We start from the raw sequence: 25,250 nt of genomic DNA on the forward strand, positions 1-25,250 counted from the left end.
CCAGGGCTCTGCGCCATGTTCTTGTGGGTCGGGTCCTTGCGGCTCGGCCGCAAGGGCTGGTACCGCAGGCACAGCCCCGAGGTCGGCTGGGGCGACGCGGACAGGGAGGTTGCGATGACTGACACCGCTGCGGCCTCGCGCGCCCCGGTGCACACCTCATCTGCCGTCGACCCTTCGCAGCTCACCGCACTCGCCGAGCCGATCGCCGCCGAGACCGGCTGTGCCCTCTACGACGTTCAATGGCGAGGCGGCACGCTCGTGGTGCTGGCCACGGCATCGGAGGGCGGCGCTATCGGCGTTGAAGCGCTGACCAAGCTCAGCCGCAGGCTGTCCGCCGCACTCGATGCCGCTGACCTGATCGACGGCCGCTACGTGCTCGAAGTGTCCAGCCCCGGGCTCGAGCGCAGCCTGCGGCGTCCAGAGCACTTTGCAGGTGCGATCGGCGAGCGAGCAGTCATTCGCACGAGCGGACCGCTGCGCCGGCGCATCGTCGGCGAGATCTTGGAAGCCGACCGATCCGCGGTTTCGATCCGCATCGAGGAGATTTCCGGCAATGCCGCCGCGGAGCAACAGATCCAGCCGGGAGCTGGTCAGACGCTGTCGGTGCCGTTCAGTGACATCGCCAAAGCCCGCACGACATTCGAATGGGGCTCACCGCCGAACAAGGGCCGAGGAAGGCAGGGACGATGAACAGCCCGGAGATCATGGAAGCGCTCCAAGCACTCGCTGCCGAGAAGGGCATGACCACCGAGGTCTTGCTCGAGGCGGTCGCGAACGGTCTCGAATCGGCCTACAAGCGCCGCGAGGGTGCCGCCGAGCAGGCCTACGTCATCATCGACGAGTCGTTCAACATCACGGTGTACGCCCAAGAAGTCGATGAACTGGGCAACGTTGTGCGCGAATGGGATGACACGCCCCACGACTTGGGCAGGATCGTGGCCCAGACCGTTCGGCAGGTCCTGAACCAGCGCATCCGCGAAGTCGAACGCGACATGAAGTACGACGAATACGCGGGGCGCGAGGGCGACATCGTCACCGGCATCATCCAGCAGAACGATGCCCGTTACACGTTGCTCGATTTGGGACGTGTGGAGGCGCTGCTGCCCCAGTCCGAGCAGGTTCCCTACGAGCGGCCAGAGCCCAACAGCCGCCTCAAGGCGTACATCGTGGAGGTGCGCAAGACCGCCAAGGGTCCGCAGATCGTCGTGTCGCGCACGCATCCAGGACTGATCCGCGAGCTGTTCAAGCTGGAAGTCCCCGAGATCTCCGATGGCGTCGTCGAATTGAAGGCCTGTGCGCGCGAGCCCGGCCACCGCACCAAGATCGCCGTCTGGTCGAATGACCCCAACATTGATCCAGTCGGTGCGTGCGTGGGTGCCCGCGGCAGCCGGGTGCGTCAGGTCGTGAACGAGCTGCGAGGCGAGAAGATCGACATCGTCCCGTTCTCCGACGACCTCCATGACTTCGTGGCGAAGGCGCTGTCCCCGGCCCGGGTGCGGGAAGTTCGCTTTCATTCCGAAGAGGGTGTTGCCGAGGTGGTCGTACCCGATCACCAGCTGTCGCTGGCGATCGGCCGCGAGGGTCAGAACGCGCGCTTGGCGGCCCGGCTGACCGGCTGGCGCATTGACATCAAGAGCGAGACCCAGATTGCCGAGGAGGAAGCCGGCTACTCGGGAGAGGAGTGGGCAGAGGGGGAATGGGTCACGAACCCTGATACCGGCGAGCAGACCTGGGTTCCCGCCGACGGCAGCGAAGCCATCACGGCGGGCCAGTGGTCCGAAGCCGTCACCGAGCATCAGGACGGCGACGAAGCAGGCGACGCTGCGCAGACCAGTGAGACTGTGCAGACCAGCAACGCTGTGCCGGCCGACGATGCTGTGGCCGAGGCCCCTGCAGAGGCTCACACCGACCCCAGTACGCTTCCATCGGACTCGACGGCGCCTTGAGGCCGATGGCCCGTCTCGTCGCGTCCCCGTTTCGTTCCCTGAGCCCCGCCGGGCGCCCCGTCAACTCTCGACAGATCTTCCGACAGAAAGACCGACCGCTTGCCGAAGAAAGTCCGCGTTCACGAGCTCTCCAAAGAGCTGGGCATGACGCTCACCGAGGTGCTCGACGTATGCGAGTCGTTGGGCATCGGTGTGAAGACGCACTCGTCCAGCATGGAGGACGCTCAGGCTGACCGCGTCCGGCGCAAGGCCGCGCGTGAAGGACTGATTCGTGACGAGCCGCCGCCTGAGGCACGCAAGGCTCGGAAATCGCCGGCGAAGGCTGCCGCCGCGACCTCGCGCGCAACCCCACGTGACGACTCGGCGGAGGCACAGCAGTCGCCGCCGGCAACCCGCCCTGCTCGCAAGGCTCCGGCTGAGTCGAGGCCGGCTGCGCAAACTGCACCGGCCTCCGAGGCCGCGCCACCGGCACCCGCGGCCGCGCCAGCCGCAGAAGCATCCCCCCAGACAGAAGCTCAACCTGCTGCTGCGGCCGAGTCGGCTCCGCCGAAGGCACCGAGCGCTCCGCCCGACATGCCGCCGTCTGGCACCCCGCCGCCGCCGAGCACGCTGCCGTCTGCGGGTGCCCCGCCACCGGTACCGCCACCACGGCGGCTGGTCACCTCAAGCGGCCAAGAATCCGCGCGGCCGATTCTGCCTCCATCCGGGCGTCCGGCAGCGCGCGCGGAGGAACCAACCGCGCCGTCGAGGCCGGCGCCGGACGAAGCGGCCGGCTCTGCACTGCCGCCGCCTCCTTCTCGTCTGCCGGTGCCGCCGAAGTCTGCCGACGGCCGGCCGATCCCGCCCCCGCCCGCAGCACCTCGTTCGGGATCTGGCAAGCCGATTCCACCGCCGCCGGGTCCTCCCCGCACATCAGCACGCAGCGGGGCCCCATACCGCTCCGGTCCCCCCGGCGGGTTCCGGCGTCCCGCGGGCGGCGGTGACCGTCCGCACGGAGGCGGGCCAGGCGGCGGGCGCGCTCACGCTGGGGCGCCGCCGCCCCCCGGAGGCCGTCCGGGCGGACCCCCCGGCGGTGCTCGTCCGGGAGGTCCGCGGGGAGCACCGCGAGGCGGTCCACGAGGCCGGCCTCGCCGCCGCCGTCGTCGCCAGCGCGAGGAACTGCAGCCTCAGCAGCTCACCGCCTACACGCCGGTAGATGCGCCCGTTCCCGAAGGTGAGATCGTCATCGAACGCGGATCGACGGCTCAAGAAGTGGCCGCCCGCCTGAATCGCTCGGCCGCCGACATCGTGCGATTCCTGCTGCAGCAGGGCGAGATGGTGACGGCCACCCAGTCGCTCAGCGATGACATGATCGAGCTCTTCGCTGCCGAGCTCGGCGCCGAAGTGCGCATCACCGAACCCGGCGCGGAGCAGGAAGAGGAGCTGCTGCGGGCACTCGAAGTCGACCTCGTTGACGAGGGCGCTCAGATCCGGCCGCCCGTGGTGACGGTCATGGGCCACGTCGACCACGGCAAGACGCTGCTGCTGGATCGCATCCGTTCCTCGAACGTCGTCGAGGGCGAGGCGGGCGGCATCACGCAGCACATCGGTGCGTACCAGACCACGCGCAGCGATCACCGGATCACGTTCATCGACACGCCCGGCCATGAGGCCTTCACGGCGATGCGCGCCAGGGGAGCGCAGGCCACCGATGTCGTCGTGCTGGTGGTGGCCGCCGATGACGGCGTCATGCCGCAGACGGCCGAAGCCATTGACCACGCGCAGGCGGCCGACGTGCCGATCATTGTGGCCATCAACAAGATGGACCGGCCCGGTGCTGACGCCGATCGGGTGCGAGCCCAGCTCGCCGAGCGGGGCCTGGTACCCGAGTCGTACGGCGGCGAGGTGATCACCGTGCCCATGTCGGCGATGACGGGTGAGGGCATCGACGAGCTGCTGGATCAGATCCTGCTCGTCGCCGAGCTCGAGGAGCTCACGGCCCCCGCGTCAGGGCGTGCGGTGGGCATCGTGCTCGAGGCCCATCTCGACCGCGGCCGCGGCCCGGTTGCGACGGTGCTGGTGCAGCGCGGCACGCTGCGCATCGGCGAGCCGATGGTCGCCGGCGCCGCGTGGGGCCGCGTGCGTGCCATGACTGATGATCGCGGCGCCCCGCTCAGCGAGGCGGGTCCGTCCATGCCCGTGGAAGTGCTCGGTCTCGGCGAGGTGGCGCGCTCGGGCGACCTGTTCGTCGTGGCACCCGACGAGAAGACTGCGGGCAAGGTGGCGGAGACCCGCGAGCACTGGCAGCGCCAGGCCAGCCTGGCCGGCACCGCCGGCGGAAGCGGAGGTGGAGCCCGTCTGGAGGACATCTTCAAGCAGGTGCAGGCCGGCGAGACGGCCACCCTCAACCTGGTGCTCAAGGCGGATGTCCACGGCTCGCTCGAGGCAGTCACCGACAGCCTGCGCAAGCTCGAGCGCGAAGACGTCAAGCTGTCCTTTGTGAGCCGCGGTGTCGGCGGCATCAACGAGAACGACGTGCAGCTTGCAGCCGCATCGGAAGCCACGATCATCGGCTTCAACGTGCGTCCCGACCGCAACGCCCGCCAGACGGCCGAGACCGAGGACGTCGAAGTCCGGCTCTACGAGATCATCTACGACCTCATTTCCGATGTGCAGAACGCCATGGTCGGCTTGCTCGAGCCGGAATTCGAGGAGATCGTGGTGGGCGAGGCACAGGTGCGTCAGGTCTTTCGCATCTCGGGCGTGGGACCTGTGGCCGGCTGCGTCGTGGAGCACGGCAACGTGCGCAGCGGCGCCAAGGTCAGGTTCCTGCGTGACGGCACGATCATCTGGAAGGGCGCGGTTTCCTCGCTGCGGCACTTCCAGGACGACGTCGCTGAGGTGTCCGCGGGCATGGAGTGCGGTATCGGTCTCTCTGACTTCTCTGATCTGAAAGAGGGCGATGTGATCGAGACGTACACCGAGCGCGAGATCGCCCGCGTCGCCTGACGGCGCACCCGCCCGATGGCCAGTCGCTCCCGCCGTCGGCGGCGCACGATGCCGACTGCGCACGGATACGAGCGGACCGATCGGGTTGCCCAGCTCGTGCGCGGCATTGTGGCATCGGAGATGGAACGGCTCGACGAGTCGTTCGAGGGCATCGTGATCGCCGGTGTGGATGTCGATCGTGAGCTGAGCGTCGCCGTCGTGCACTACGACGTGCGCGACGACGATGCTGCAGACAGGGCCGCTGCGGCGTTCGATGAGCACCATCACCGTCTCCAGAGGGCTCTGGGTGCGAGCACCAGCCTGCGACGCACTCCTACGCTTCGCTTCCGCCGTGACCGGGGCGCTGTTGCTGCCGAGCGGATTGAAGACCTGCTGGCCGATCTGTCCGACCTGCGCGACGAGGAATCCTGAACGGCATGGCGCGACGCCGTCCGGCCACCGTTCATGGCAGCGTCATCGTCGACAAGCCGCCGGGACCCACCTCGCACGACGTAGTGGCCCTGCTGCGCCGCCGATTCGGCGAGCGGCGCATCGGCCACGCCGGCACGCTCGACCCGACCGCAACGGGCGTCTTGGTGGTCGGCATCGGCAGTGCCACGCGCCTGCTGCGATTCGCCACCGCAGGCCGCAAGAGCTATGAGTGCGAGATCGTGTTCGGGGTCGAGACCAGCACGCTCGATGCTGCCGGCGCGATCGTCGCGACCTGGTGCATGGATCTCGAATCGGCGGAGGTTGCCGACGCGGCTTCGGGTTTCGTCGGCACGATCTCCCAGCTGCCGCCGATGGTGTCTGCCGTCCGTGTCGGCGGTCGCCGCCTGCACGAGATCGCCCGGTCGGGTGAAGCTGCAGCACGCGTACCGCGCCAGGTCGAGGTCTACCGATTCGATGTGGAGCCCACCGACGATCCGCTGGTGTACCGGGCGTCGGTCGACTGTTCCGCCGGCACCTACGTCCGCACGCTCGGCGCCGACCTGGGGAGTGCGCTGGGCGGCGGGGCTCACATTCGAGCGCTCCGGCGGACGCGCAGCGGCTCGTTCTCGCTGGCCGAGGCCGAGCTCCCCGAACAGGCGGCGCTGCGACCGCCCGGCGAGCTGGTTCGTGACCTGCTCCAGATCCGTCTGTCCGACTATGACGCCGCCAACGCTCGCCAAGGCGCTCATCTGGCCGCTGATCGCTACGAAGGCTCAGGTCCGTGGACGCTCGTCGATCCCGACGGTCGGCTCGTCGCGGTACACGAGCGCGCTGACGGCCGCCTGCGGGCGACGGTCCTGCCGTCGTAGAGCGTGCGCGGACCGGCCTCTGAGTAGCGTTGCGCGCATGGAGGTCATCCGCGACTTGGACTGGTGCCCGGTGCTCGAGCACGGCAGCGTCGTGACCGTGGGGGAGTACGACGGCGTCCACCGTGGACACCGGACCGTGATCTCGGAGATGCATCGCCTCGCAGCGGAACGGGGATGCGCGACGGCGGTCGTGACATTCGACCGTCATCCCGCCACGGTGGTGCGACCGGAATCCGCCCCGCTGCTGCTGTGCGACCTCGACCACAAGCTCGAACTGCTGGCCGAGACCGGCGTCGACTTCACGCTGGTGGTCACCTTCGACGAAGCGCAGGCGGCGGTGCCTGCCGAGCAGTTCGCACAGGAGATACTCGTCAGATGCCTGTCAGCACGGGCTGTTGTGGTCGGTGCCGACTTCCATTTCGGCAAGGGACGCCGGGGCAATATCGAGACGCTCCGCCAGGTCGGCGCCACCTACGGCTACGAAGTAGTCGGGCTCCCGCTGGTGAAGCAGATGACCGGCGACGGCGACGTGATCTCGTCCACGTCGATCCGTGAAGCGCTGGCTGCGGGTGATGTGGAGCGGGCCCACCGGCTGCTCGGGCGACCGTTCGAAGTCCGTGGCATCGTCACGCTCGGCGACCGCCGCGGCCGCCAGATCGGCGTGCCCACCGCCAACCTGCCCACCACTCCCGACCTGCAGATTCCTGCCGACGGTGTCTATGCCGCCTGGTACGTACGCCCTGATGGCGCCCAATACCCGGCGGCTGTCAACATCGGCCGCCGTCCGACGTTCTACGAGTTCGCAGAGCGCTCGCTCATCGAGGCGCACCTGATCGGCTTCCGCGGCGATCTCTACGACGAGACGGCCAAGGTCCGCTTCGTCCGCAGGCTGCGGCCCGAGCGCCGCTTCGACGGCGTTGACGAACTGAAGGCTCAGCTTCGCCGAGACATCGAAGACGCCGCAAAGTGCCTGCACACCTGACTCGCCTGGCACTGATGCCATAGCTGGGGGTCTCGCCGCCTCCCCAGCGGGTGCACCGCAGTTCTGCTGGTAGCCTGCACGGCTGACAAGAGACAGAAGACAACGGCCGGGTTGTCCGGCCAGTTCGTCGCAGCAGGCCTCCCATCGGCCGTGCGACGGCAACACAGAGGGAATACAGCAACGGCATGAGTGCCAAGAGATCAAGTCCAGCGGCCTCGGTGATCGACGAACATCGCCATTCCGAGGCCGATACCGGATCGCCAGAGGTGCAGGTCGCTCAATTGAGCGCCCGAATTGACCACCTCACCGAACACCTCCAGACCCACCACAAGGATCACCACAGCCGCCGAGGGCTGCTGAAGCTCGTCGGACGTCGGCGCAGGTTGCTCGACTACCTGAACGCCAACGACGTCGAGCGGTACCGGGCTTTGATCGCAAAGCTCGGCCTCCGGCGCTGACCACCGATCCCCACCCCACAACAGGAGCAGACATGGCTGAAGCCATTTCGGTCACCGGTCCCATCGCGGGCACCGACAAGACCATCACCTTCGAGACCGGCGTGCTTGCCGGGCTCGCAAACGGGGCGGTCACGTCCCGCATCGGCGACACGCAAGTGCTCGTCACCGCAACAGCGTCGAGCCGTCCACGCGACGGCGCATCGTTCTTCCCGCTCACCGTCGACATCGAGGAGCGCATGTACGCAGTGGGCCGGATTCCCGGCTCGTTCTTCCGGCGAGAGGGGCGTGCGTCCGACGATGCGATCCTCACGTGCCGGCTGATCGACCGCCCGCTGCGGCCGAACTTCCCGGGCGACTACCGCCACGACACCCACATTGTGGGCACGATCCTCGGCGCCGACCATGTCAACCCGTACGACCTGGTGGCGCTGAACGGCGCGTCGGCCGCCCTGTGGCTGAGCGGCATCCCGTTCGACTGCCCGATCGCCGGCGTGCGGATCGCCTACTCCACCGACGGCGAGTGGATCCCCTTCGCTACCCACGAAGAGTCCGAGGCCGCCACGTTCGAGATGGTGGTGGCCGGTCGCCAGCTCGACAGCGGCGACATCGCCGTGATGATGGTGGAGGCCGGTGGCACCGAGAAGGCCTTCGAGTACTACGCCGAGGGCGCGCCGAAGGTCACCGAGGACGTGCTTGCGAGCGGTCTCGAAGCCTCCAAGCAATGGATCGACGACATCATCGAGATGCAGAAGTCGCTGCGCCGGCTGGTCGAGGAGCAATCCGGGCCGATCTCGGTGATGGAGTACACGTCCAGCAAGGACTACTCCGACGAGGTGCTCGATCGCGTCCGCGAAGTTGCCACCGACCGCATGCGTGAGGTGATGGCGATCGCCGACAAGGCTGACCGCGAGGCGGCACAGTCTGAGACCAGCAGCGCCGTGGTCGACGAGGTCGCCGCAGAGTTCGCCGATCTCGACGGCGCCAAGGATCAAATTCGTGAGGCCGTCAGGTCGCTGTCGAAAGAGATCGTGCGCGAGCGCATCGTGGCCGACGGCTTCCGTATCGATGGACGCGCCACAGATCAGGTCCGGCCGCTCTCGTCAGTCGCGGGTTACCTCGGCCGCACCGCTCACGGATCGGGCCTGTTCCAGCGCGGCGAGACCCAGGTGCTGAACGTCACCACCTTGGCGATGTCCCGGATGGAGCAGATCGTCGACACCCTGAATCCTCAGGACCGGCGCCGGTTCATGCACCACTACAACTTCCCGCCTTTCTCCACCGGCGAAGCCGGTTTCATGCGGGGCCCGAAGCGGCGTGAGATCGGCCACGGCGCACTCGCCGAGCGAGCGATCTTTCCGGTCATTCCGTCCAAAGAAGACTTCCCGTACGCGATCCGGCTGGTGTCCGACGTACTCACTTCCAACGGATCCACCTCGATGGGGTCGGTGTGCGCATCATCGCTGTCGCTGATGGATGCTGGCGTGCCGATCGTGGACCACGTCGCCGGCGTGGCGATGGGCCTGGTGTATGCCGACGGCAAGTACGTGACGCTCACCGACATCCTGGGTGCCGAAGACGCCTTCGGCGACATGGACTTCAAGGTCGCCGGCACCGAAGACGCCATCACGGCGCTCCAGCTCGACACCAAGATCGACGGCATTCCCGCCGAGGTGCTCGCCCAGGCGCTGCAACAGGCTCGGCAGGCTCGCCTGCAGATCCTCAAGGTCATGCGAGCCGCGATCGCCGAGCCGAGGCCCGACGTGGGCGAGACGGCACCGAAGATCACCAGCTTCGAGATCCCGATCGACAAGATCGCCGAGGTCATCGGACCGCGGGGCAAGGTCATCAACTCCATCCAGGAAGAGACCGGCGCCGACATCAACGTCGACGACGACGGCACCGTGGGCACGGTCAGCATCGGCGCTACCGACCGTGAGGTCGTTGAAGAGGCCGAGCGGCAGATCCGGCTCATCGTCAACCCGCCGACGCCCGACGTGGGCGCCACCTACGAGGGCCGCGTGGTCAACATCACCAAGTTCGGTGCCTTTGTGAACGTGCTGCCCGGCACCGACGGCTTGCTGCACATCTCCAAGCTGGGTGGCCGCCGGCGGCTGAACTCGGTCGAGGAGGTGCTCGAGCTCGGTGACGTGGTCAGCGTGATCGTCGAGGAGATCGACCCCAACGGCAAGATCAGCCTCTCGCCGGCCGATCCGACCCAGGTCGGCGGCTCCGAGGGCGATGCCGACGGGGCCGACGACGGCGCGCCGCCGCGGCGTGAGCGTGGCCGCGACCGCGACAGGGGCGGCAGCGGCAATGGCACACGCCGGTCCCGCACGCCGGTGGCCGCCGCGGTGACGGCAGGCGATGGTGCAGATGCATCTGCTGCCGACGGCGACGACGAGGGCGGCGTTGCATCGGCACCGAGCGGCACTGCCCGTGAGGACGTCTCGTTCGGTGAGCATTTCGAGCAGATCGCGAAGGACGTCTACGGCGACCTCGGGCCTGAGCTCGAGCAGTCCGGACGGGGATCAGGCCGGCGCCGCGGCCGCCGCTGAGCGGCTCAACCAGCGGGCGGGCCCGTACTGCGTCCTGCTCGCACACAACGGGGCGTTCTGACGCGCTACTAGCGTGACCACCGTGAGAGTGCTGGTGTTCGGCGCGGGCGGGCGTATGGGCGCAACCGTCTGCGAGGCGGTTGCCGCTGACGACGACCTGGAGTTGGCGGCCGGTGTGGATCCCGGTGCGCCGGGCCAGCGAGACGTCACCGACAGCATCAACATCGTCGCATCGGTCGCCGATGTCGACGCGGCGGCCGTCGACGTGGCTGTCGATTTCACGGTTGCCGCTGCAGCCCGCGACAACTTGGCATGGTGCGCGGAGAACGGCGTGCATGCCGTTGTCGGCACGAGCGGCCTCGATCCCGACGATTACGAGAGGTGCCGGGCTGCGTTCACCGCCAGCAATTGCCTCATCGCCCCGAACTTCGCCATCGGTGCGGTGCTCATGATGCGCTTTGCCGAGCTCGCCGCTCCGTTCTTCCCGACGGCCGAAGTGATCGAGCTTCATCACGACAACAAGGTCGATGCGCCCTCTGGAACCGCCATGCAGACCGTGCGTGCGATGGCAGAGGCCTCCGATGACTGGGGGCCAGATCCCACCCGTGACGAGGTGGTGCCGGGCGCGCGCGGCGGCAAGGGCCCCGGCGGCATTCCGGTTCACTCCGTCCGGCTGCGGGGGCTGGTGGCGCACCAGCAGGTGCTGCTGGGCACGGCCGGCGAGACGCTCACCATCCGCCACGACAGTCTGGACCGGGTGTCGTTCATGCCGGGTGTGCTGCTCGCCTGCAAGTCCATCGGCGAGTACCCCGGCGTCACGATCGGCCTCGATACGTACCTGCAGCTCTAGTTCGTGCGGGGCCAATGGTGACCGGGGCCGCGCAACCTCGACCGCTCTGGGAGTTTGCCCACGAGCGGGGGATGAGCCGGCGCCGGTTCCTCTGGCTGCTGTCGGCCGGCGGGGCATCGGCCGTGCTGGCCGCATGCACGGGCACCCGGGTTCCGCTGGAGACTCCGGCGTCGACGGCCCCGGCCGTCGGGACGGCGCCATGGTTCAAGGATCCGGCGCCGTTCATCGTGCGCGGTACCGCAGGTCTCGAAGCCCGTCTCGAGAACATGGACGGACTGATCACGCCGGAGCGGTTCTTCTTCGTGCGGAACAATTCGGTCAGCCTCGATGTCGATGTCGATGGCTGGTCACTGAGCATCACCGGCGACGCCGTGCCCACGGCGCTTGAGCTGGCCTATGACGACGTGCTCGCCATGGAGAGCCGAACGCTGGAGGCGTACCTCGAATGCGCCGGGAACCACCGGGCCATGTTCGACCTGGTCAACGGCCAGGCGGCCGAGGGCACGCAGTGGGGCACCGGTGCTGTCGGCAATGCGACCTGGACCGGCGTGCCGCTCGCAGACGTGCTGCGCGAGGCGGGCGTCAGCGACGACGCCGTCAGCGTGATGCTGATCGGCATGGATGTCGACTCACCCGAGGCGGGTTTTCGCCGTGTGATCCCGGTGGCCAAGGCGATGGACCCCGACACGCTGCTGGTGCATGGCATGAACGGCGCCACGCTGCCACGCGACCACGGCTACCCGCTCCGGGCGCTCGTCCCGGGCTGGGTGGGCAGCACAAGCATTAAGTGGCTGCGCCAAATCGTGGTCTCGACAGATCAGCAGTGGGCGCGAAACAACACCACGTCCTACGTGCTGATCGGCGATGCCTACCCGCCCGAGGGCCAAGCCGACGGCAAGGTAGCGACCACCCAGACCATCAAGAGCGCGCTAGCGCTGCCGTGGCCGGCCGAACTCGACGCCGGCGAGCACCGCATCGGCGGCTACGCGCATTCACCGGCGGGCAGGATCGCCGCAGTGGAATGGAGCGACGATTCGGGCCAATCGTGGCGTGAAGCCCAGCTCGTCGGCCCGCAGTCGCGCCTCGGCTGGGCCCGATTCGAGTTCACCTGGGATGCGCCCGCGGGCCGCCACACCGTGATGACCCGAGCCACCGATACCGCCAGCAACACCCAGCCCAAAAAGGTCCCCCACAACCGCAAGGGCTACCTCTTCAACCAACCAGTGCCACACCCCATCCACGTCGTGTGACCTTGGCGAGGCGCGCCCGCGCCCGGCCCCAGCTGCTCCTCAGGCGAGGGGGATCACGGTGGCGGAGATGGCGGGGCGGCGACGGGTGCGGTTGCCGACGAAGCGGCCGGTGGCGCGGCGGGTGACACGCTCGATCTCGTCGGTGTCAGGGCTTGGCCGTGACCCCTTGACGGCCTGTTCGACGGCTTGGGCGATCTCGTCGGAGAGGGCCTTGACGACATCGGCGTGCTTGGCGACGTCGAGCCAGCCTCGCGAGGCGATGTCGGGTGCTGCTGCCAGACGACCCTTGCGGTCCAGCACCACGGTCACGTGCACGAATCCTGCCGTCAGGGCCAAGCGTTCGCCAATGACCTCAGTGTCGGGATCGTCGAGCGTCCCGTCCACGTAGTGGTACGGCGCGGGAACGCCGGCACGGACCTGAAGTTCGTTGCCCTTGAGCGTGATCTGGGCGCCGTCGGTCAGCGTCAGCACCCGCTTGGCCTTCATCCCCACCTCACGGGCAAGTCCGGCATGGCGGGCCAGCATGTGGAACTCGCCCTCGATCGGCACGAACCAGCGCGGGCGACACGCCTGGTGCAGTTCGCTCAGCTCGTCGCGCTGAGCGTGCCCGGACGTGTGCACCAACTCGTGCCCGTCGTGGATCACTTCGGCACCCTGTCGCGCCAGGCGGGACACCATGCGGAACACGGCTCGCTCGTTGCCCGGGATCGGATGGCTCGACAGGATCACCGTGTCGTCGGCTCCGGTCGTCACCTCGGAGTGCGCTCCGCCGGCGATCTGCGACAGTGCCGCGCCCGGCTCGCCCTGGCTGCCCGTGCAGACGATGCAGACTTCGTCGGGATTGAAGCGGTCGAGCTGCTCGACACCGAACAGCGCACGGTCTGGAACATCGAGCACGCCGAGCTGGCGTGCGATGCGGACGTTGTTCACCATCGAACGACCTACCGGGACCACCACGCGGCCTTCGGATATGGCGGCGTCGCAGATCTGCTGGACCCGGTGCAGGTGGCTGGCGAAGCAGCTCACGATCAGTCGCCGGTCCGGGCGCTCGCTGAACAGCCGCCGCAGCGTTGCGCCGATCTCGGTCTCCGACGCGCTGCGGCCCGGCCGGTCGGCGTTGGTGGAATCGGCCATCAGCAGGGCGATGCCCTCGTCGCCCAGCCCCCGCAGGCGCTCTAGGTCGGTCAGCCGACCATCCACCGGAGAGGGGTCGATCTTGAAGTCGCCCGTGTGCACCAGTGCGCCGACCGGCGTGTGCAGCACGATGCACAGGCTCTGGGGCACCGAGTGGGTGATCGGCAGTGCTTCGACATCGAACGGGCCGATCTTGCGGCGCTCGCCGTCGCCGATGACATGGAACGACGTGCGGTCTGCCAAGCGTGCCTCGGTCACCTTGTGCTCGGCGAGCGCCATAGACAGGGCCGACCCGTACAGAGGAACCTCGATGCTGCGCAGGAAGTGGGGCACGCCGCCGAGGTGGTCCTCGTGGCCGTGGGTGACCACCAGTCCGACGATGTCGCGGGCACGCGAGTTGAGCCAGCCCATGTCGGGCAGCACGTGCTGGACGCCCGGCATGATCGCCGGGTCAGGAAACATCACCCCGAAATCGATGACGAGAAGCTTGCCGCTCTGCTCGACCACGGTGCAGTTGCGCCCGACGTCGCCGAGCCCGCCCAGAAACGTGACAGTGACGCTGCCGCTGTCGCCGCCACCCTTGGCGCTGTGCGCAGGCGCTTGCCGTGTTCGGCGCGCGCGGCTGCTTCGTTGTGACCGTGCGCGGTCGTTGCGGCCGTCAGACCCGGCGGGCGGGCCCTCGGCAGGGGAGCGGCGCTTGCGGCGGCTCAAGTCTGCTTCAGACGGGCGTAGACCTCTCGGGCGCGGTCCTCCAGACCGTCGGGCGTCGGGCCCATGGGCAGGCGCGGCTCGCCGACCGGCAGTCCCAGCGTGCGCAGCATGGCCTTGGTGGGCACTGGATTGGGTGCCTCGTCGCCGGTCTCGAAGTCGTAGCTCTCCAGCAGAGCGGCGTTGATCTCGCGGGCCTTGGTGGCGTCGCCGGCATCCCAGGCATCGAACATCGCCACGTGCTCGGGAATGCTCCAGTGCGCCGCCACGCTGATCACGCCTACAGCGCCGACAGCCAGCAGCGGCAGCGTGAAGGTGTCGTCGCCGCTATACACCTCGAAGCCCTCCGGTGCTTCAGCGATGACCTTCGCGGTTTCACCCGGATTCGCTGCAGCATCTTTCACCGCCACGATGTTCGGGATCTGCGCCAGCTCCAGCAGCGTCGGCGTGTTGATCTTGCGCCCCGTGCGGATCGGGATGTCGTACATGATGATCGGCAGGTCGGTGGACTCGGCAACGGCGGCGAAGTGCGCTGCGATGCCGGATTGGGAGGGCCGGTTGTAGTACGGCGTGACGGCCAGGATGCCGTCCACGCCCAGCTCGGCGGCCTTGCGGGTCTGGCTCACCGAATGCGCCGTGTCGTTCGTGCTGGTGCCGGCCACAACCGGCACCGTGACGGCCTCCGCTACGGCGCGCCACAGCTCCCAATCTTCCTCGTCGGTAATGGTGGGTGCCTCACCGGTCGTGCCGGTGATCACGAGGCCCTCGGCGCCCTCGCCGACGAGCCAGCGTGCCAGTGTCACCCCAGCATCCACGTCCAGCGATCCATCTGCCGCGAAGGGCGTCACCATCGCCGGAACCACTCGTCCGAATCGCGCGCTCATGGCTCCGAGACTACTGCTGCGCCCTGACAACGCTGGTCTTGATTTTCCTGCGCGCGGACGCCGTAACCACCTCAGACGCTGCCCTCGTCGGCGCGGTTGATGCCGAGGGTTGCCAGCAGATCCTCGTGCAGCTCGAACCACACCGTGTGGTAGCTGGGCATCATCGGCTTGGTGAGGTAGTCCAGCTCGCCGTCCTGCAGCCGGCTGAGCGCCTCGGCGAACCTGGACGCGTAGTTGTCGTAGCGGGCCATCACGCTGCAGAGCTGGTCGAGCACCCCGCCAAGTTCGCCATGCAGGTCGTCCAGCCGGCTGATGATGGCCGCGTCGTAATCCGGATCACCGTGGTCATTGAGCCGCCCGCCGTCGCCGGGACCCGCGTCAGCCACAGCCGGGTGATCTTCGGGAAGCACCTGCCAGTCGGTGCACAGCTGCAGCATCTTGGGGTTCAGTGCCAGGAAGTCCCGGTAGGCCGCCGTGACGGCGTCGCGGGCACCGGCCGCATCCAGCTCAGCGGCCAGCGCGGTCTCGCCGTCGTCGCGGCCGGTTGGGGTGAGGATGAACTTCGGCACCCCGCCGACCTCGCGGAACATACAGTGCCCGGCAGCGTCCAGCTCCGCCAGCAGCCACTCGGTGTCGTCGGGCTCGAGCCCGTGGATCGCAGCGACGTCATCGATCTCGCCCAGGCCCTTCAAGCGCAGGGCCAGCCAAACGAGCAGGCGCGGTTCGGAGCGGTGTGGACCGCTCGCATCAGACTCGGAGCGGTGTGGACCGCTCGCATCAGACTCGGAGCGGTGCGGGGTGCTCACGCCCGGCTCACTCCACCACGAGATCGGCGAAGCGATCCCGCAGCGTCTTCTTGGAGAACTTGCCGGTCGAGGTCTTCGGGACCTCGTCGATGATCTGGGTTGCGCTCGGCAGCCACCACTTCGCCATCCGCGGCGTGAGGTACTCGATGAGCTCGTCGTGGGTGATCGTTTCCCCCTCGACCGGCACCACGCAGGCCATTGGCCGCTCCATCCAGCGGTCGGAGGCAACAGCGACTACCGCGGCCTCTGCCACCTTGGGGTGGCTCATGATCTCGTTCTCCACCTCGGCCGAGCTGATCCACTCGCCGCCGGACTTGATGAGATCCTTGGTGCGGTCCACGAGACGGATGTAGCCGTTTGGGTCGCAGGTGGCCACGTCGCCAGTGCGAAGCCAGCCGTCCTCGGTGAATGAGTCTGCGGCGTCGGGCCGGTTGTAATACGAGCCGGTTACATAGGGGCCGCGTACGTGCAGCTCGCCGGACGACTCGCCGTCCCGGGGCAGCTCATTGGTGGTGTCGGGCTCGCAGATGCGGAACTCCACGGTCGGCAGGATCGTGCCGACGGTGGTGCGCAGGTCGGCCTTGGCATCGTCGTCGAGGCCCTGCTGTCCGGAGCGGATATGCGCGATCGAGCACAGCGGGCTGGTCTCGGTCATGCCCCACGCCTGCAGGATCGGCAGCCCCACCGCCTCCCGGTACCCCTCAGAGAGCGCCTTGGGCACCGCCGAGCCGCCGCAGGGGATGGCTCGCAGGCTGGACACGTCGCGCCCTTCCAGCTCGCCCAGCACGCCCATCCAGATCGTGGGAACCCCGGCGGCGAGCGTGACCCGCTCAGTCTCGATCAGTTCCGCCAGCGGCTTGGGCGCCAGGTTGGGGCCGGGGTTGACGAGCTTGGCCCCGGCGGCCACCGCCGCATGGCTCAGCCCCCAGCTGTTGGCGTGGAACATCGGCACCACCGGCATGACCACATCGCTTTCGCACACTCCGGCCGAGTCGACGAGCATCGCCGCGAGGGTGTGGAGGTAGGTGGAGCGGTGGCTGTACACCACGCCCTTGGGCTCGCCGGTAGTGCCGCTCGTGTAGCACATGGATGCCGCTTGGCGTTCGTCGGCGACGCGGAACCCCGCCGGCGACGCGGCCTCCAGCAGCTCTTCGTAGTCGACGATGCGCGGATCGTCGGGAATCTCGGGTCCGGTGCTGCTGCCCGAGTCGTCCATCACGACGACGTGGCGGACCGTGGTCATCTCGTCCACCAGCGGCCACAGCAGGGGCAGCAGCGAACGGTCGGCGAAGATCACCTCGTCCTCTGCGTGATTCGCGATGTAGGTGACCTGCTCGGCGAACAGCCGGATATTGAGGGTGTGCAGCACCCGGCCCGAGCAGGGCGCAGCGAAGTACAGCTCGAGATGGCGGTCGGTGTTCCACGCAAATGTGGCTACGCGGCCATCCGCGGAAACGCCGAGATCGTCGAGTGCACCGCCGAGCAGCCGAGTCCGCTCAGCCCAGCGCCCGTAGTTCGTGCGCTCGATGCCGGTTGCGGTGGCAGTCACCAACTCCTTGTCCGCGAACAGCGTCTCGGCGCGTTCGAACAGCGGGTCCAAGGTGAGCGGCACGTCCATCATCGTCGATTCCATGACGCCGCAGGCTAGAGGGCATGGGGCGTCGCCTCGAAGGGCGTGCCGGCGCACTTGAACACCGGCGCTAGGGGTGCGCCGGTGCGTAGCCTCGGCCGCGGTGGCTGACGACGGCGGGGACGAATCAACGGCAGCCGAAGCCGCCGCTGCCGACGGAGCATCGTCGGGCCCGGTGATCACCGATGCAGACCGACGGCGGATGCAGCTGCTGGCTGCGGTGCCGGTGGGCTTCGCCTTGGCGGCCTATGCGGGGCAGATCTTCTTCGCGGCGCTCATTGCGCGGGCGCCGCTGCTGTTGCTGTCGCTGAACGCCACCGACCCCATCTTGCTCGGCGTGGCCCATCAGGCCCCGCTGTGGGCATTCATGGCCATCGGGCTGACCCGCCTGTTCATCACCGACCCGTTCCTGTACCGGCTCGGCTACGACTACGGACCCAATGCCAAGGCCTACCTGGCAGCGGAGATGGGACCCCGCAGCCGCGTCATCCGCACCATGGACTGGCTGGAACGCTGGTTCCCGCGCGCCGGCTGGCTGCTGCTGTTCGCCATTCCCGGCTACCCGATGTGCTTGCTCTCGGGGATTGCGCGGATGCGCCAGCTGCTGTTCGTGGTGGTGAACCTCGCCGGCACCTTCACCCGCCTGGCGCTGGTGTGGTGGGTTGCCGATCTGTTCGCTGGCCCCCTCGGAGCGGTGATCAGGTTCATCAATCGCTACTCGATCCCGTTCACCGTGGCGATGTTCGTGCTGGTTGTGGTGCAGACTGCCCGCAATCAGCGCCGGAACGCGGCCGCAGAGCAGCGTTCGTTCGAGGCAGGAACAGACGACGCATAGTCGGCGGGGTCTCCAATGGTCCAGCCCCGCCTCGGTACTCTCGCTGAGGTGAGTGCGCGCGGCACCGCCGGGGCCAATGGCTCAAAGGACGCGTCCAAATCGTCGTCTGCACACGAAGGCCGCAGCGGGTTCTCGCGGGTCGTTCGCAATGCCCTGAGCGGCCGATCCCGCGAGATCGTGGCGCTGTCGCTGTTCGCTCTCGCTGTGATCTGCGCGTTGGGGCTGCTGGGCGACCGAGCGGGCGTCGTGGGCCGAGTCTTGGAGAGCGCGCTCGCAATTCTGCTGGGCGTGTTCCGGTACGTCGTGCCGATCCTGCTGGTCTGGATCGGCGTCGCGCTCGCCCGCATGACCGCTTCGGAGCGGAGCGGCCGAGCCGCCTTCGGACTGAGCATGCTCACGGTTGCATTCGCTGCGGCCGCACACCTGTCCGGATCCGCCGACGGCTTCGGATCGCTGGAGGACCTGCGAGGCAGCGGGGGAGTGCTGGGCGCCGTCGTTGCCGAGCCCCTGCGACGCCTGATCGACGATCCCGCGACATGGGTGCTGCTGCTGCTGGTGATGCTGTTCGCGGTCATGATCGTCGCCAACATCGGCCTCGGCCAGGTGTTGCGATGGATATGGACCGGTCTGTCCGCGCTCGGTCAGAAGCTGAGCGGCTCGCTGTCGAAGGGTGCCCGAAGCCTGCAGCGGGTTGGTGAGGATCCCGAACCCCCGTCGTTCGGGGAAGAGCAGTACGACCTAGAGGCTGAGCCGGCTGGCCAGACTCCGGGCCTGGACCTGGGCACCTCGGATGTCAGCGAGGCGGCATCCGACGAGGCTGTCTTCGAGCCATCGCCCCCGCAGTTCGTCGAGCCTCCCTCCGACCAAGCCGTCCCGACACCTGTGCCGGCGGCCCTCGCGGCCAGCAAGGGCACGGGAGGGAGCAGCCAGCGTCCGCGCTGGCGGCTGCCGAAGAAGTCGATGCTGAAGCGCAGCGGCACCCAGCAGTTCGACCGGGCCCAGCTGTCGGCGGGCGCTGCGGCACTGGTGGCGGCACTGGCCAGTCACGGCGTGGAAACTCAGGTCACCGGCTGGGAGCCTGGCCCGACGGTCACGCGCTACGAGCTGAAGCTGGGCCCGGGCGTGAAGGTGTCGCGGGTCACAGCCCTCCACAAGGACATCGCTTACGCCATGGCCGCCGCCGATGTCCGGATCCTCGCGCCCATCCCCGGCCGGTCAGCGATCGGCATCGAGGTCCCGAATTCCGACCGTCACCTGGTCGCGCTCGGCGACATCCTGTCCGCCAAGGCCGCGACCGAAGCCGTGCACCCGCTCGAAGTGGCGATGGGCAAGGACATCTCGGGTCGTGAGGTCATGCTCAATCTGGCCACGATGCCCCACGTGCTCATTGCCGGCGCGACCGGCTCGGGGAAATCGTCGTGCATCAACTCGATCATCGCGTCGCTGCTCATGCGATCCACGCCCGATGAGGTGCGGATGATCCTCGTCGACCCCAAGCGGGTGGAGCTCGGGCAGTACGACGGCCTGCCGCACCTGCTGACGGCGGTGGTGACCGAGCCGCGCAAGGCGGCAAACGCCCTGGCGTGGGCCGTGAAGGAGATGGAGCGCCGCTACGACGTGCTGTCGGAGGCGGGTTTTCGCGACATCACCGGGTACAACGCGGCCGTGCTCGACGGGGCGCTGCACAGTGACGAGAGCGAACTGCTGGGCAACGACCAGCCTCACGAGTCGATGCCCTTCATCGTCGTGGTCGTCGACGAGCTGAACGACCTCATGATGGTGGCGGCCCGCGATGTCGAGGAGTCCATCACACGGCTGGCTCAGATGGCCCGTGCCGTCGGCGTCCACCTCGTCGTTGCCACCCAGCGCCCGAGCGTGAATGTCATCACCGGGGTGATCAAGGCCAACATCCCCAGCCGGCTGGCATTCGCCGTGTCCAGCCTGGCTGACAGCCGGGTCATCCTGGATCAACCCGGTGCCGAACGGCTGGTGGGCCAGGGCGACATGCTGCTGCTGTCGGCGAACTCCAGCACGCCGCGCCGCATCCAGGGCGCGTGGGTGAGCGAGTCGGAGGTTGCCCACGTGGTGGCTCACTGGCGCCGGCAGGCGCCCGAGGTCGACTACGTGGAAGGCGTGGAAGGCAGCGACGACTCGGACGGCAGCAGCATCCTGCCGGGCGGCACCACCGGCGATGCCGACGACGACGAGCTGCTGCGCCAAGCAATGGCCATCGTCGTCGAGACACAGCTCGGCTCGACGTCCATGCTGCAGCGGAAGCTGAAAGTGGGCTTCGCTCGCGCCGGACGGCTGATGGACTTGCTCGAGCAGCGAGGCGTGGTGGGTCCGTCGCAGGGCTCCAAGGCCCGCGACGTGCTGATGACGCCCGAGGAACTGTCGAACGCGCTGGGAGAGTGACGGCGAGCGGCGCCGCTCGCCGCTGGCTCAGATGCCGACGCGGATCTGCAGGTTGCGGGGGCCGCGCACCTGCACGCCGCCCCATTCCACGCCGCCTTGGCCGGCATCGGTGGCGAGCTCGAAGTTCGGGAACCGGGCCAGCCACTCCTCGATGGCGACCTTCAGCTCCATGCGGGCCAGATTCGAGCCCAGGCAGCGGTGGATCCCCAGCCCGAACGCGAAGTGGCGGTTCTCGGCGCGGTCGATGACGACCTCGTCGGGACGGTCGAACTTGGACGGATCGCGGTTGCCGGCGCCGAACGGGAGCAGCACTTTGTCGCCCTTGGCCACAGGGCAGCCGCCGATGTCTGCGTCGTCAGTGGCGGTGACGCGGGCCATGGTGACCGGGGAGTAGGCACGCAGGAACTCTTCGATGGCCGTGGGGATGAGCTCGGGTTCGTCCACGAGCCGCTCGCGGTCAGCGGGGTTCATGGCCAAGTGCATCAAGCTGGCCGAGATCGAGCTCCACGTGGTGTCGATGCCCGCCAGCAGCAACAGGAAGCTGGCGCCGGTGATGTGGTGGTTGGCCAGCGGGTCGCCGTTGGGCAGCTTCATGTCGAGCAGCTTCGATGGCAGGTCGTCCGCGCGTTCCTGGCGCCGCTGGTCGGTGAGCTCGCCGAAGTAGTGGAGCACCTCACGGGTCGCGTTTGCCCGCCGGTCGAACTCATCGCCCTTGGACTGCAATACATCCACTGCCCAGCGGGTGAACTTGGGCTCGTCCGACTCGGGCAGTCCCAGGATGCGGGCGATGACCCGCACGGGAATGTGCTTGGAATAGGTGTCGGCCGCATCCGTCACGCCGCTGCGGCCCTTGTCCGCACCGGTTTCGGCTGCGATGGCGTCGATGCGCTCGCGGGCGATGCTGCGAGTGACCTCGACCATTTCCTCCACGGCCGTAGGACCGAAGAACGGCAGGAGCAATCGGCGCGCGTCGGTGTGGAACGGCGGATCCGAGGTGATCGGCGGGGCGGTGAGCAGCCCGACGCCTTCGGGCGTGGGCGCCACGGCGATGTCGCGGGAGCTGAAGTTCTCGGTGTCGTAGGCGACCGCTGCGATGTCGTCCCACGTCGTGGGCATCCAGTGCCCGTCATTGTGGGGGCTGTGGGCGACGGGACATTCGGCGCGCAGCTCGTCCCACACGTCTGCGGCGCCCTGGATGTACTCGTCGCTGTAGACGTCGAAGTCCCGCGCTGCAGAAGCGCTGTCGGTGTCAGCAGTCGTGCTCATGGCGGCTCCTTTGAGTCCCCGCGGGCGCGGTCCGAGGCGCTTCCCAGCGTAGGCGACGGGTTCTACGCTGCGCCGTAGTACCGGCCGAGTGACAAGGCCGGCTCGACGGTTCGAGGGGGCACATGTCAGGAGATGCAGCACACGCGGCTGTCGAGGCCGCGCAACTCAGCGAGGTGGCACCGGGCGTGTACAGCTACGTCCAGCCCGACGGCACTTGGTTTATCAACAACATGGGATTCATCGCCGGCTCCAGCGCTGTGGTGTCGATCGACACCACCTCTACGGAGCGCCGCAACAGGGCCTATCTCGACGCCATCGCGTCGGTGACATCGAACCCGGTGAAGACTGTGGTCAACACGCATCATCACGCCGACCACACCCACGGCAACTACCAGTTCACTGACGCCACGATCATCTCGCACGCCAAGTGCCGTGACGTGATGGTGGCCGCCGGCATCCCCGACTACAGCGCTGTCTTCCCTGGCGTCGAATGGGGGGACCTGCAGTTCCGGGCGCCTGACGTGACCTTCGAGGGTTCGATGGTGCTGCATCTCGACGACCGTCGCATCGAGCTGTCGGACCTGGGTTTCGTAGCCCACACCGACGGCGACATCGTGGCGTGGCTGCCCGATTGCCGGGTGCTGTTCTGCGGCGACCTGATCTTCCACGGCGGCACACCGTTCGCGCTGTTCGGATCGGTGTCCGGGACGATCCAGGCGATGGATGTCATCGAGAGCTTCGGAGCCAACGTGGTCGTGCCGGGCCACGGCCCCCACTTCGGCGGCGACGACATCGCTCGCGTGCTCGACGAGCAGCGCTCATACCTGCGTTTCGTGCAGGAAACGGCCTCGGATGGGCTGGCAGCAGGCAGGACGCCGCTCGAGCAGGCCCGGGCCACCGACCTCGGCCCCCACGGCCGCTACACAGACCCTGAGCGGCTTGCCGGCAACCTCCACGTCGCCTACCGCGAAGCTGAGTCCACCGATTACGAGTTCCCCGGCGTCCCCCAGGCGATCATGGACATGGTCGCCTACAACGGCGGTGCGTTGCCGCGTTGTGTGGCGTAGCAGTCGGCGGCGGCTGTAGGCGGCCCATCAGACACCTCGCCGACAACGGCGGCGCCCTGCCGCGCTGTCTGGCCTGAATCCCGGCGCCGTCGGCAGGAGGCGACCCATAGGGGTTGCTTTGGCATGTCGTTCCGTGGAACGGTTGACGAAATCGTGCGACTATCGGTCGGTCCCGGTTCGACCGGTTTCCGGAGGCGTTTATGGGAAGGTCACTGCGCGAGCGTCTGGCCGCTGCGCCGATCACCTGGGGTGTGTGCGAAGTGCCAGGTTGGGGCTACCAGCTCAGCCCCGACGAGGTGCTCTCCGACATGGCTGCGCTGGGCTTCACGCACACGGAGTTCGGCTCAGTGGGCTTCCTGCCGGCCGACGGCCACGAGCTCGCGGACGTCCTCCGGCGCCACGGATTGTCGTTGCTCGGCGGGTTCGTTGCCGTGGTGCTGCACGATCCCGACCGTTTCCAGGCCGAGATGGCGCGCGTCGCAGCAGTCGTAGCCCAGATGGCATCCGCAGGCGGTACGTGGTTCGTGAGCTGCCCGGTTTTTGACCACGACGATTGGCAGCGCCCGAGCCTCGACGATGCCCAGTGGCACCAGATATTCCGCGGGTTTGCGGCCATCGACGCGGTGGCTGCCGAGTCGGGCATGAACCATGCATTCCACCCCCACGTCGGATCGCTGGTCCAGGAAGATGCCGAAACGCGGGCAGTGCTTGAGCACACCGACACGAAACTGGTGCTCGATACGGCGCACCTCACGCTGGGCGGCAGCGACCCTGCAGCGCTGGTGGCGAGCCATGCCGATCGCATCGGGCTAGTGCACCTCAAAGACGTAGATTCCGACGTGGCCGGACGGCTTCGCTCCGGCGAGATCAACCTGATGCAAGCCGTCCAGCAGGGGCTCTTTCCCCCGCTCGGCGAGGGCACGGTTCCGCTCGCCGAGATCATCGGCGCGCTGGAACAAGCACGCCCGGAGTTGTGGTACGTGCTGGAGCAGGATGCGGCGCTCAGCGGTCCGGATGCCGCCGATGTGGAACGGTTGCGGCGCGGCGTCGTTCGCAGCCTCAAGTTTGTGCAAGAATTCGACGCGGCGCGCTAGCACTCCAGGGGAATCGGGCGCTGGCGTTGTGGCCATTCACGTCTTCGGGAGGAAGAACAGACATGAGGCGTATTACAAAACTGCTTGCACTGCTCGCAGCGATGACATTGTTCGCGGCAGCATGCAGCAGCGACAGCTCCGACGAGTCCGCGGACGAGCCGGACGCTCCGGCACCGGCCGAGACGACCGAGGCCGCATCGGATGCGACCGAAGTCACGCTCACACAGAGCGACTGCGACAAGACGTACCACGTGATCACCCACGGCGACTCAGGAACCTTCTGGTCAGTCGTCGAGGTGGCGGTAGCGGATGCGTCCGACGCCATCGGCTGCGACGTCGTCTACTTCGGCGCCAACAACGAAGCGCAGGCGCAGTCGCAGGCGATTGAGGGTGCGATCGCCGACGGTTCCGACGGCATCGCCATCTCGCTGGCAGACCCTGCAGGTCTCGAAGCCGCCGCCCGAGCGGTCGTGGCAGCAGGCATCCCGCTGTACACGCTGAACTCCGGTGTGAACAACTACGAGGATCTCGGCGCCGTCACCCACATCGGTCAGACCGAGATCGTGGCCGGCCAGGGCGCCGGAAAGCGGTTCAACGCCTTGGGCGCCACCCATGTGCTGTGCGCACGCCAGGAGCAGGCCAACATCGGTCTTGAGGAGCGCTGCCAGGGTCTCGCGGAGACGTTCGACGGCCAAGTGACCTCGGAGTTCGTCGGCCTCGACGCGAACCCCGACGAGCAGGAGCAGACCATCGCCTCGATCCTCACCGCGGATTCCAGCATCGACGCAGTGCTGGGCGTCGGGCCGAACCTGCCGCTGCGGGCGCTCGACGCTGCCGAGTCGGCCGGGCGCACGCTGCACATCGGTGGCTTCGACCTGTCCTCGGACCTCATCGCTGCAATCGAAGCGGGCGACATCGCCTTCACCGTCGACCAGCAGCAGTACCTGCAGGGCTATCTCCCCGTGATCCTGATGCACCTGCAGGCAACGAACCAGAACACTGCCGGCGGCGGCCTGCCGATCCTGACCGGTCCAGGTTTCGTCACGCCTGACAACGCTGCAGAGGTCGCAGCGCTCGTCAGCGCCGGTACGAGGTAGCCCTC

21 protein-coding genes and 1 pseudogene are annotated in these 25,250 nt (G+C 67.9%); 16 read left to right on the plus strand and 6 right to left on the minus strand.

Annotation, left to right across the window (positions count from 1 at the left end; genetic code table 11):
• Positions 1-15: 15 nt before the first annotated feature.
• The 3 genes and pseudogenes from rimP to ACOQPE_RS10045 all read left to right on the plus strand — a co-directional run.
• Positions 16-690, plus strand: a complete 675-nt coding sequence (gene rimP, locus ACOQPE_RS10035) for a ribosome maturation factor RimP (protein WP_420608777.1) — start codon at positions 16-18, stop codon at positions 688-690.
• Positions 687-1,946, plus strand: coding sequence for a transcription termination factor NusA (gene nusA, locus ACOQPE_RS10040; RefSeq protein WP_420608778.1), 1,260 nt, complete (start codon positions 687-689; stop codon positions 1,944-1,946). The genes rimP and nusA overlap by 4 nt, the downstream gene beginning before the upstream one ends.
• A 99-nt stretch (positions 1,947-2,045) precedes the next feature.
• Positions 2,046-2,183: pseudogene (locus ACOQPE_RS10045) on the plus strand (translation initiation factor IF-2 N-terminal domain-containing protein); the annotation flags it as partial.
• A 278-nt stretch (positions 2,184-2,461) separates the two neighbouring features.
• Here the strand turns inward: ACOQPE_RS10045 and ACOQPE_RS10050 are convergent.
• Positions 2,462-2,608, minus strand: a complete 147-nt coding sequence (locus ACOQPE_RS10050) for a hypothetical protein (protein WP_420611416.1) — start codon at positions 2,606-2,608, stop codon at positions 2,462-2,464.
• A 145-nt stretch (positions 2,609-2,753) separates the two neighbouring features.
• Here ACOQPE_RS10050 and infB point away from each other — a divergent pair, with 145 nt between their 5' ends.
• The 8 genes from infB to ACOQPE_RS10090 all read left to right on the plus strand — a co-directional run bounded on the left by infB (position 2,754) and on the right by ACOQPE_RS10090 (position 12,309).
• Positions 2,754-4,934: a translation initiation factor IF-2 gene (gene infB, locus ACOQPE_RS10055; RefSeq protein WP_420611384.1), complete on the plus strand. Its 2,181-nt coding sequence runs from the start codon at positions 2,754-2,756 to the stop codon at positions 4,932-4,934.
• Positions 4,935-4,982: 48 nt separating this feature from the next.
• On the plus strand, positions 4,983-5,345 hold the full coding sequence (locus ACOQPE_RS10060; protein WP_420608779.1) for a ribosome-binding factor A: 363 nt from the start codon (positions 4,983-4,985) through the stop codon (positions 5,343-5,345).
• Between the two features lie 5 nt (positions 5,346-5,350).
• On the plus strand, positions 5,351-6,214 hold the full coding sequence (truB, locus tag ACOQPE_RS10065) for a tRNA pseudouridine(55) synthase TruB (protein WP_420608780.1): 864 nt from the start codon (positions 5,351-5,353) through the stop codon (positions 6,212-6,214).
• Positions 6,215-6,251: 37 nt separating this feature from the next.
• Positions 6,252-7,196: a bifunctional riboflavin kinase/FAD synthetase gene (locus ACOQPE_RS10070; protein ID WP_420608781.1), complete on the plus strand. Its 945-nt coding sequence runs from the start codon at positions 6,252-6,254 to the stop codon at positions 7,194-7,196.
• Between the two features lie 185 nt (positions 7,197-7,381).
• Positions 7,382-7,654, plus strand: a complete 273-nt coding sequence (gene rpsO / locus ACOQPE_RS10075; RefSeq protein WP_323673084.1) for a 30S ribosomal protein S15 — start codon at positions 7,382-7,384, stop codon at positions 7,652-7,654.
• A gap of 32 nt (positions 7,655-7,686) precedes the next feature.
• Positions 7,687-10,209, plus strand: a complete 2,523-nt coding sequence (locus ACOQPE_RS10080; RefSeq protein ID WP_420608782.1) for a polyribonucleotide nucleotidyltransferase — start codon at positions 7,687-7,689, stop codon at positions 10,207-10,209.
• Positions 10,210-10,291: 82 nt separating this feature from the next.
• The gene (gene dapB / locus ACOQPE_RS10085; protein WP_420611385.1) at positions 10,292-11,059 is read left to right on the plus strand and encodes a 4-hydroxy-tetrahydrodipicolinate reductase; all 768 of its coding nucleotides are present in this window, start codon (positions 10,292-10,294) and stop codon (positions 11,057-11,059) included.
• A 71-nt stretch (positions 11,060-11,130) separates the two neighbouring features.
• A complete protein-coding gene (locus ACOQPE_RS10090) occupies positions 11,131-12,309 on the plus strand; it encodes a sulfite oxidase (RefSeq protein ID WP_420608783.1) in 1,179 nt (392 codons plus the stop codon).
• A gap of 39 nt (positions 12,310-12,348) precedes the next feature.
• Here ACOQPE_RS10090 and ACOQPE_RS10095 read toward each other — a convergent pair whose 3' ends face one another.
• From ACOQPE_RS10095 to ACOQPE_RS10110, 4 genes are all read right to left on the minus strand, one after another.
• Entirely contained in the window at positions 12,349-14,154 is a 1,806-nt protein-coding gene (locus tag ACOQPE_RS10095) for a ribonuclease J (RefSeq protein WP_420608784.1), read from the minus strand.
• The gene (gene dapA, locus ACOQPE_RS10100; protein WP_420608785.1) at positions 14,151-15,035 is read right to left on the minus strand and encodes a 4-hydroxy-tetrahydrodipicolinate synthase; all 885 of its coding nucleotides are present in this window, start codon (positions 15,033-15,035) and stop codon (positions 14,151-14,153) included. Before dapA ends, ACOQPE_RS10095 begins: the two co-directional genes overlap by 4 nt.
• Before the next feature lie 71 nt (positions 15,036-15,106).
• Positions 15,107-15,841 carry a transcriptional regulator gene (locus tag ACOQPE_RS10105; protein ID WP_420608786.1) on the minus strand — a complete coding sequence of 245 codons (735 nt, stop codon included), beginning with the start codon at positions 15,839-15,841 and terminating at the stop codon, positions 15,107-15,109.
• A gap of 7 nt (positions 15,842-15,848) precedes the next feature.
• Positions 15,849-17,474, minus strand: a complete 1,626-nt coding sequence (locus ACOQPE_RS10110) for a long-chain fatty acid--CoA ligase (RefSeq protein ID WP_420608787.1) — start codon at positions 17,472-17,474, stop codon at positions 15,849-15,851.
• A gap of 100 nt (positions 17,475-17,574) precedes the next feature.
• Between ACOQPE_RS10110 and ACOQPE_RS10115 the strand changes: the two genes are divergently transcribed.
• Positions 17,575-18,306 (plus strand): hypothetical protein, encoded by a 732-nt coding sequence (locus tag ACOQPE_RS10115; RefSeq protein WP_420608788.1) that lies wholly within the window; start codon positions 17,575-17,577, stop codon positions 18,304-18,306.
• A gap of 48 nt (positions 18,307-18,354) precedes the next feature.
• Complete coding sequence (locus ACOQPE_RS10120) at positions 18,355-20,721, plus strand: DNA translocase FtsK 4TM domain-containing protein (RefSeq protein ID WP_420608789.1); 2,367 nt, start codon at positions 18,355-18,357, stop codon at positions 20,719-20,721.
• 27 nt (positions 20,722-20,748) lie between these two features.
• Here ACOQPE_RS10120 and ACOQPE_RS10125 read toward each other — a convergent pair whose 3' ends face one another.
• Entirely contained in the window at positions 20,749-21,987 is a 1,239-nt protein-coding gene (locus tag ACOQPE_RS10125) for a cytochrome P450 (RefSeq protein WP_420608790.1), read from the minus strand.
• A gap of 122 nt (positions 21,988-22,109) precedes the next feature.
• Between ACOQPE_RS10125 and ACOQPE_RS10130 the strand changes: the two genes are divergently transcribed.
• The 3 genes from ACOQPE_RS10130 to ACOQPE_RS10140 all read left to right on the plus strand — a co-directional run bounded on the left by ACOQPE_RS10130 (position 22,110) and on the right by ACOQPE_RS10140 (position 25,245).
• Complete coding sequence (locus ACOQPE_RS10130) at positions 22,110-23,054, plus strand: MBL fold metallo-hydrolase (protein ID WP_420608791.1); 945 nt, start codon at positions 22,110-22,112, stop codon at positions 23,052-23,054.
• 200 nt (positions 23,055-23,254) lie between these two features.
• Complete coding sequence (locus tag ACOQPE_RS10135) at positions 23,255-24,148, plus strand: sugar phosphate isomerase/epimerase family protein (protein WP_420608792.1); 894 nt, start codon at positions 23,255-23,257, stop codon at positions 24,146-24,148.
• 62 nt (positions 24,149-24,210) lie between these two features.
• Entirely contained in the window at positions 24,211-25,245 is a 1,035-nt protein-coding gene (locus ACOQPE_RS10140; protein ID WP_420608793.1) for a substrate-binding domain-containing protein, read from the plus strand.
• Positions 25,246-25,250: the final 5 nt, after the last annotated feature.

Source organism: Candidatus Poriferisodalis sp., from assembly GCF_965219595.1.
Classification (GTDB): domain Bacteria; phylum Actinomycetota; class Acidimicrobiia; order Acidimicrobiales; family Poriferisodalaceae; genus Poriferisodalis.

Excerpts from the sequence above, each read along its gene's own strand:
- ACOQPE_RS10125 (WP_420608790.1), bottom strand. The coding sequence starts at position 21,987 with ATGAGCACGACTGCTGACACCGACAGCGCTTCTGCAGCGCGGGACTTC.
- rpsO (WP_323673084.1), top strand. The coding sequence starts at position 7,382 with ATGAGTGCCAAGAGATCAAGTCCAGCGGCCTCGGTGATCGACGAACAT.
- rimP (WP_420608777.1), top strand. The coding sequence starts at position 16 with ATGTTCTTGTGGGTCGGGTCCTTGCGGCTCGGCCGCAAGGGCTGGTAC.
- ACOQPE_RS10060 (WP_420608779.1), top strand. The coding sequence starts at position 4,983 with ATGCCGACTGCGCACGGATACGAGCGGACCGATCGGGTTGCCCAGCTC.
- ACOQPE_RS10080 (WP_420608782.1), top strand. The coding sequence starts at position 7,687 with ATGGCTGAAGCCATTTCGGTCACCGGTCCCATCGCGGGCACCGACAAG.
- ACOQPE_RS10135 (WP_420608792.1), top strand. The coding sequence starts at position 23,255 with ATGGGAAGGTCACTGCGCGAGCGTCTGGCCGCTGCGCCGATCACCTGG.
- truB (WP_420608780.1), top strand. The coding sequence starts at position 5,351 with ATGGCGCGACGCCGTCCGGCCACCGTTCATGGCAGCGTCATCGTCGAC.
- nusA (WP_420608778.1), top strand. The coding sequence starts at position 687 with ATGAACAGCCCGGAGATCATGGAAGCGCTCCAAGCACTCGCTGCCGAG.
- ACOQPE_RS10140 (WP_420608793.1), top strand. The coding sequence starts at position 24,211 with ATGAGGCGTATTACAAAACTGCTTGCACTGCTCGCAGCGATGACATTG.
- ACOQPE_RS10090 (WP_420608783.1), top strand. The coding sequence starts at position 11,131 with ATGAGCCGGCGCCGGTTCCTCTGGCTGCTGTCGGCCGGCGGGGCATCG.
- ACOQPE_RS10130 (WP_420608791.1), top strand. The coding sequence starts at position 22,110 with ATGTCAGGAGATGCAGCACACGCGGCTGTCGAGGCCGCGCAACTCAGC.
- ACOQPE_RS10070 (WP_420608781.1), top strand. The coding sequence starts at position 6,252 with ATGGAGGTCATCCGCGACTTGGACTGGTGCCCGGTGCTCGAGCACGGC.
- dapA (WP_420608785.1), bottom strand. The coding sequence starts at position 15,035 with ATGAGCGCGCGATTCGGACGAGTGGTTCCGGCGATGGTGACGCCCTTC.
- ACOQPE_RS10110 (WP_420608787.1), bottom strand. The coding sequence starts at position 17,474 with ATGGAATCGACGATGATGGACGTGCCGCTCACCTTGGACCCGCTGTTC.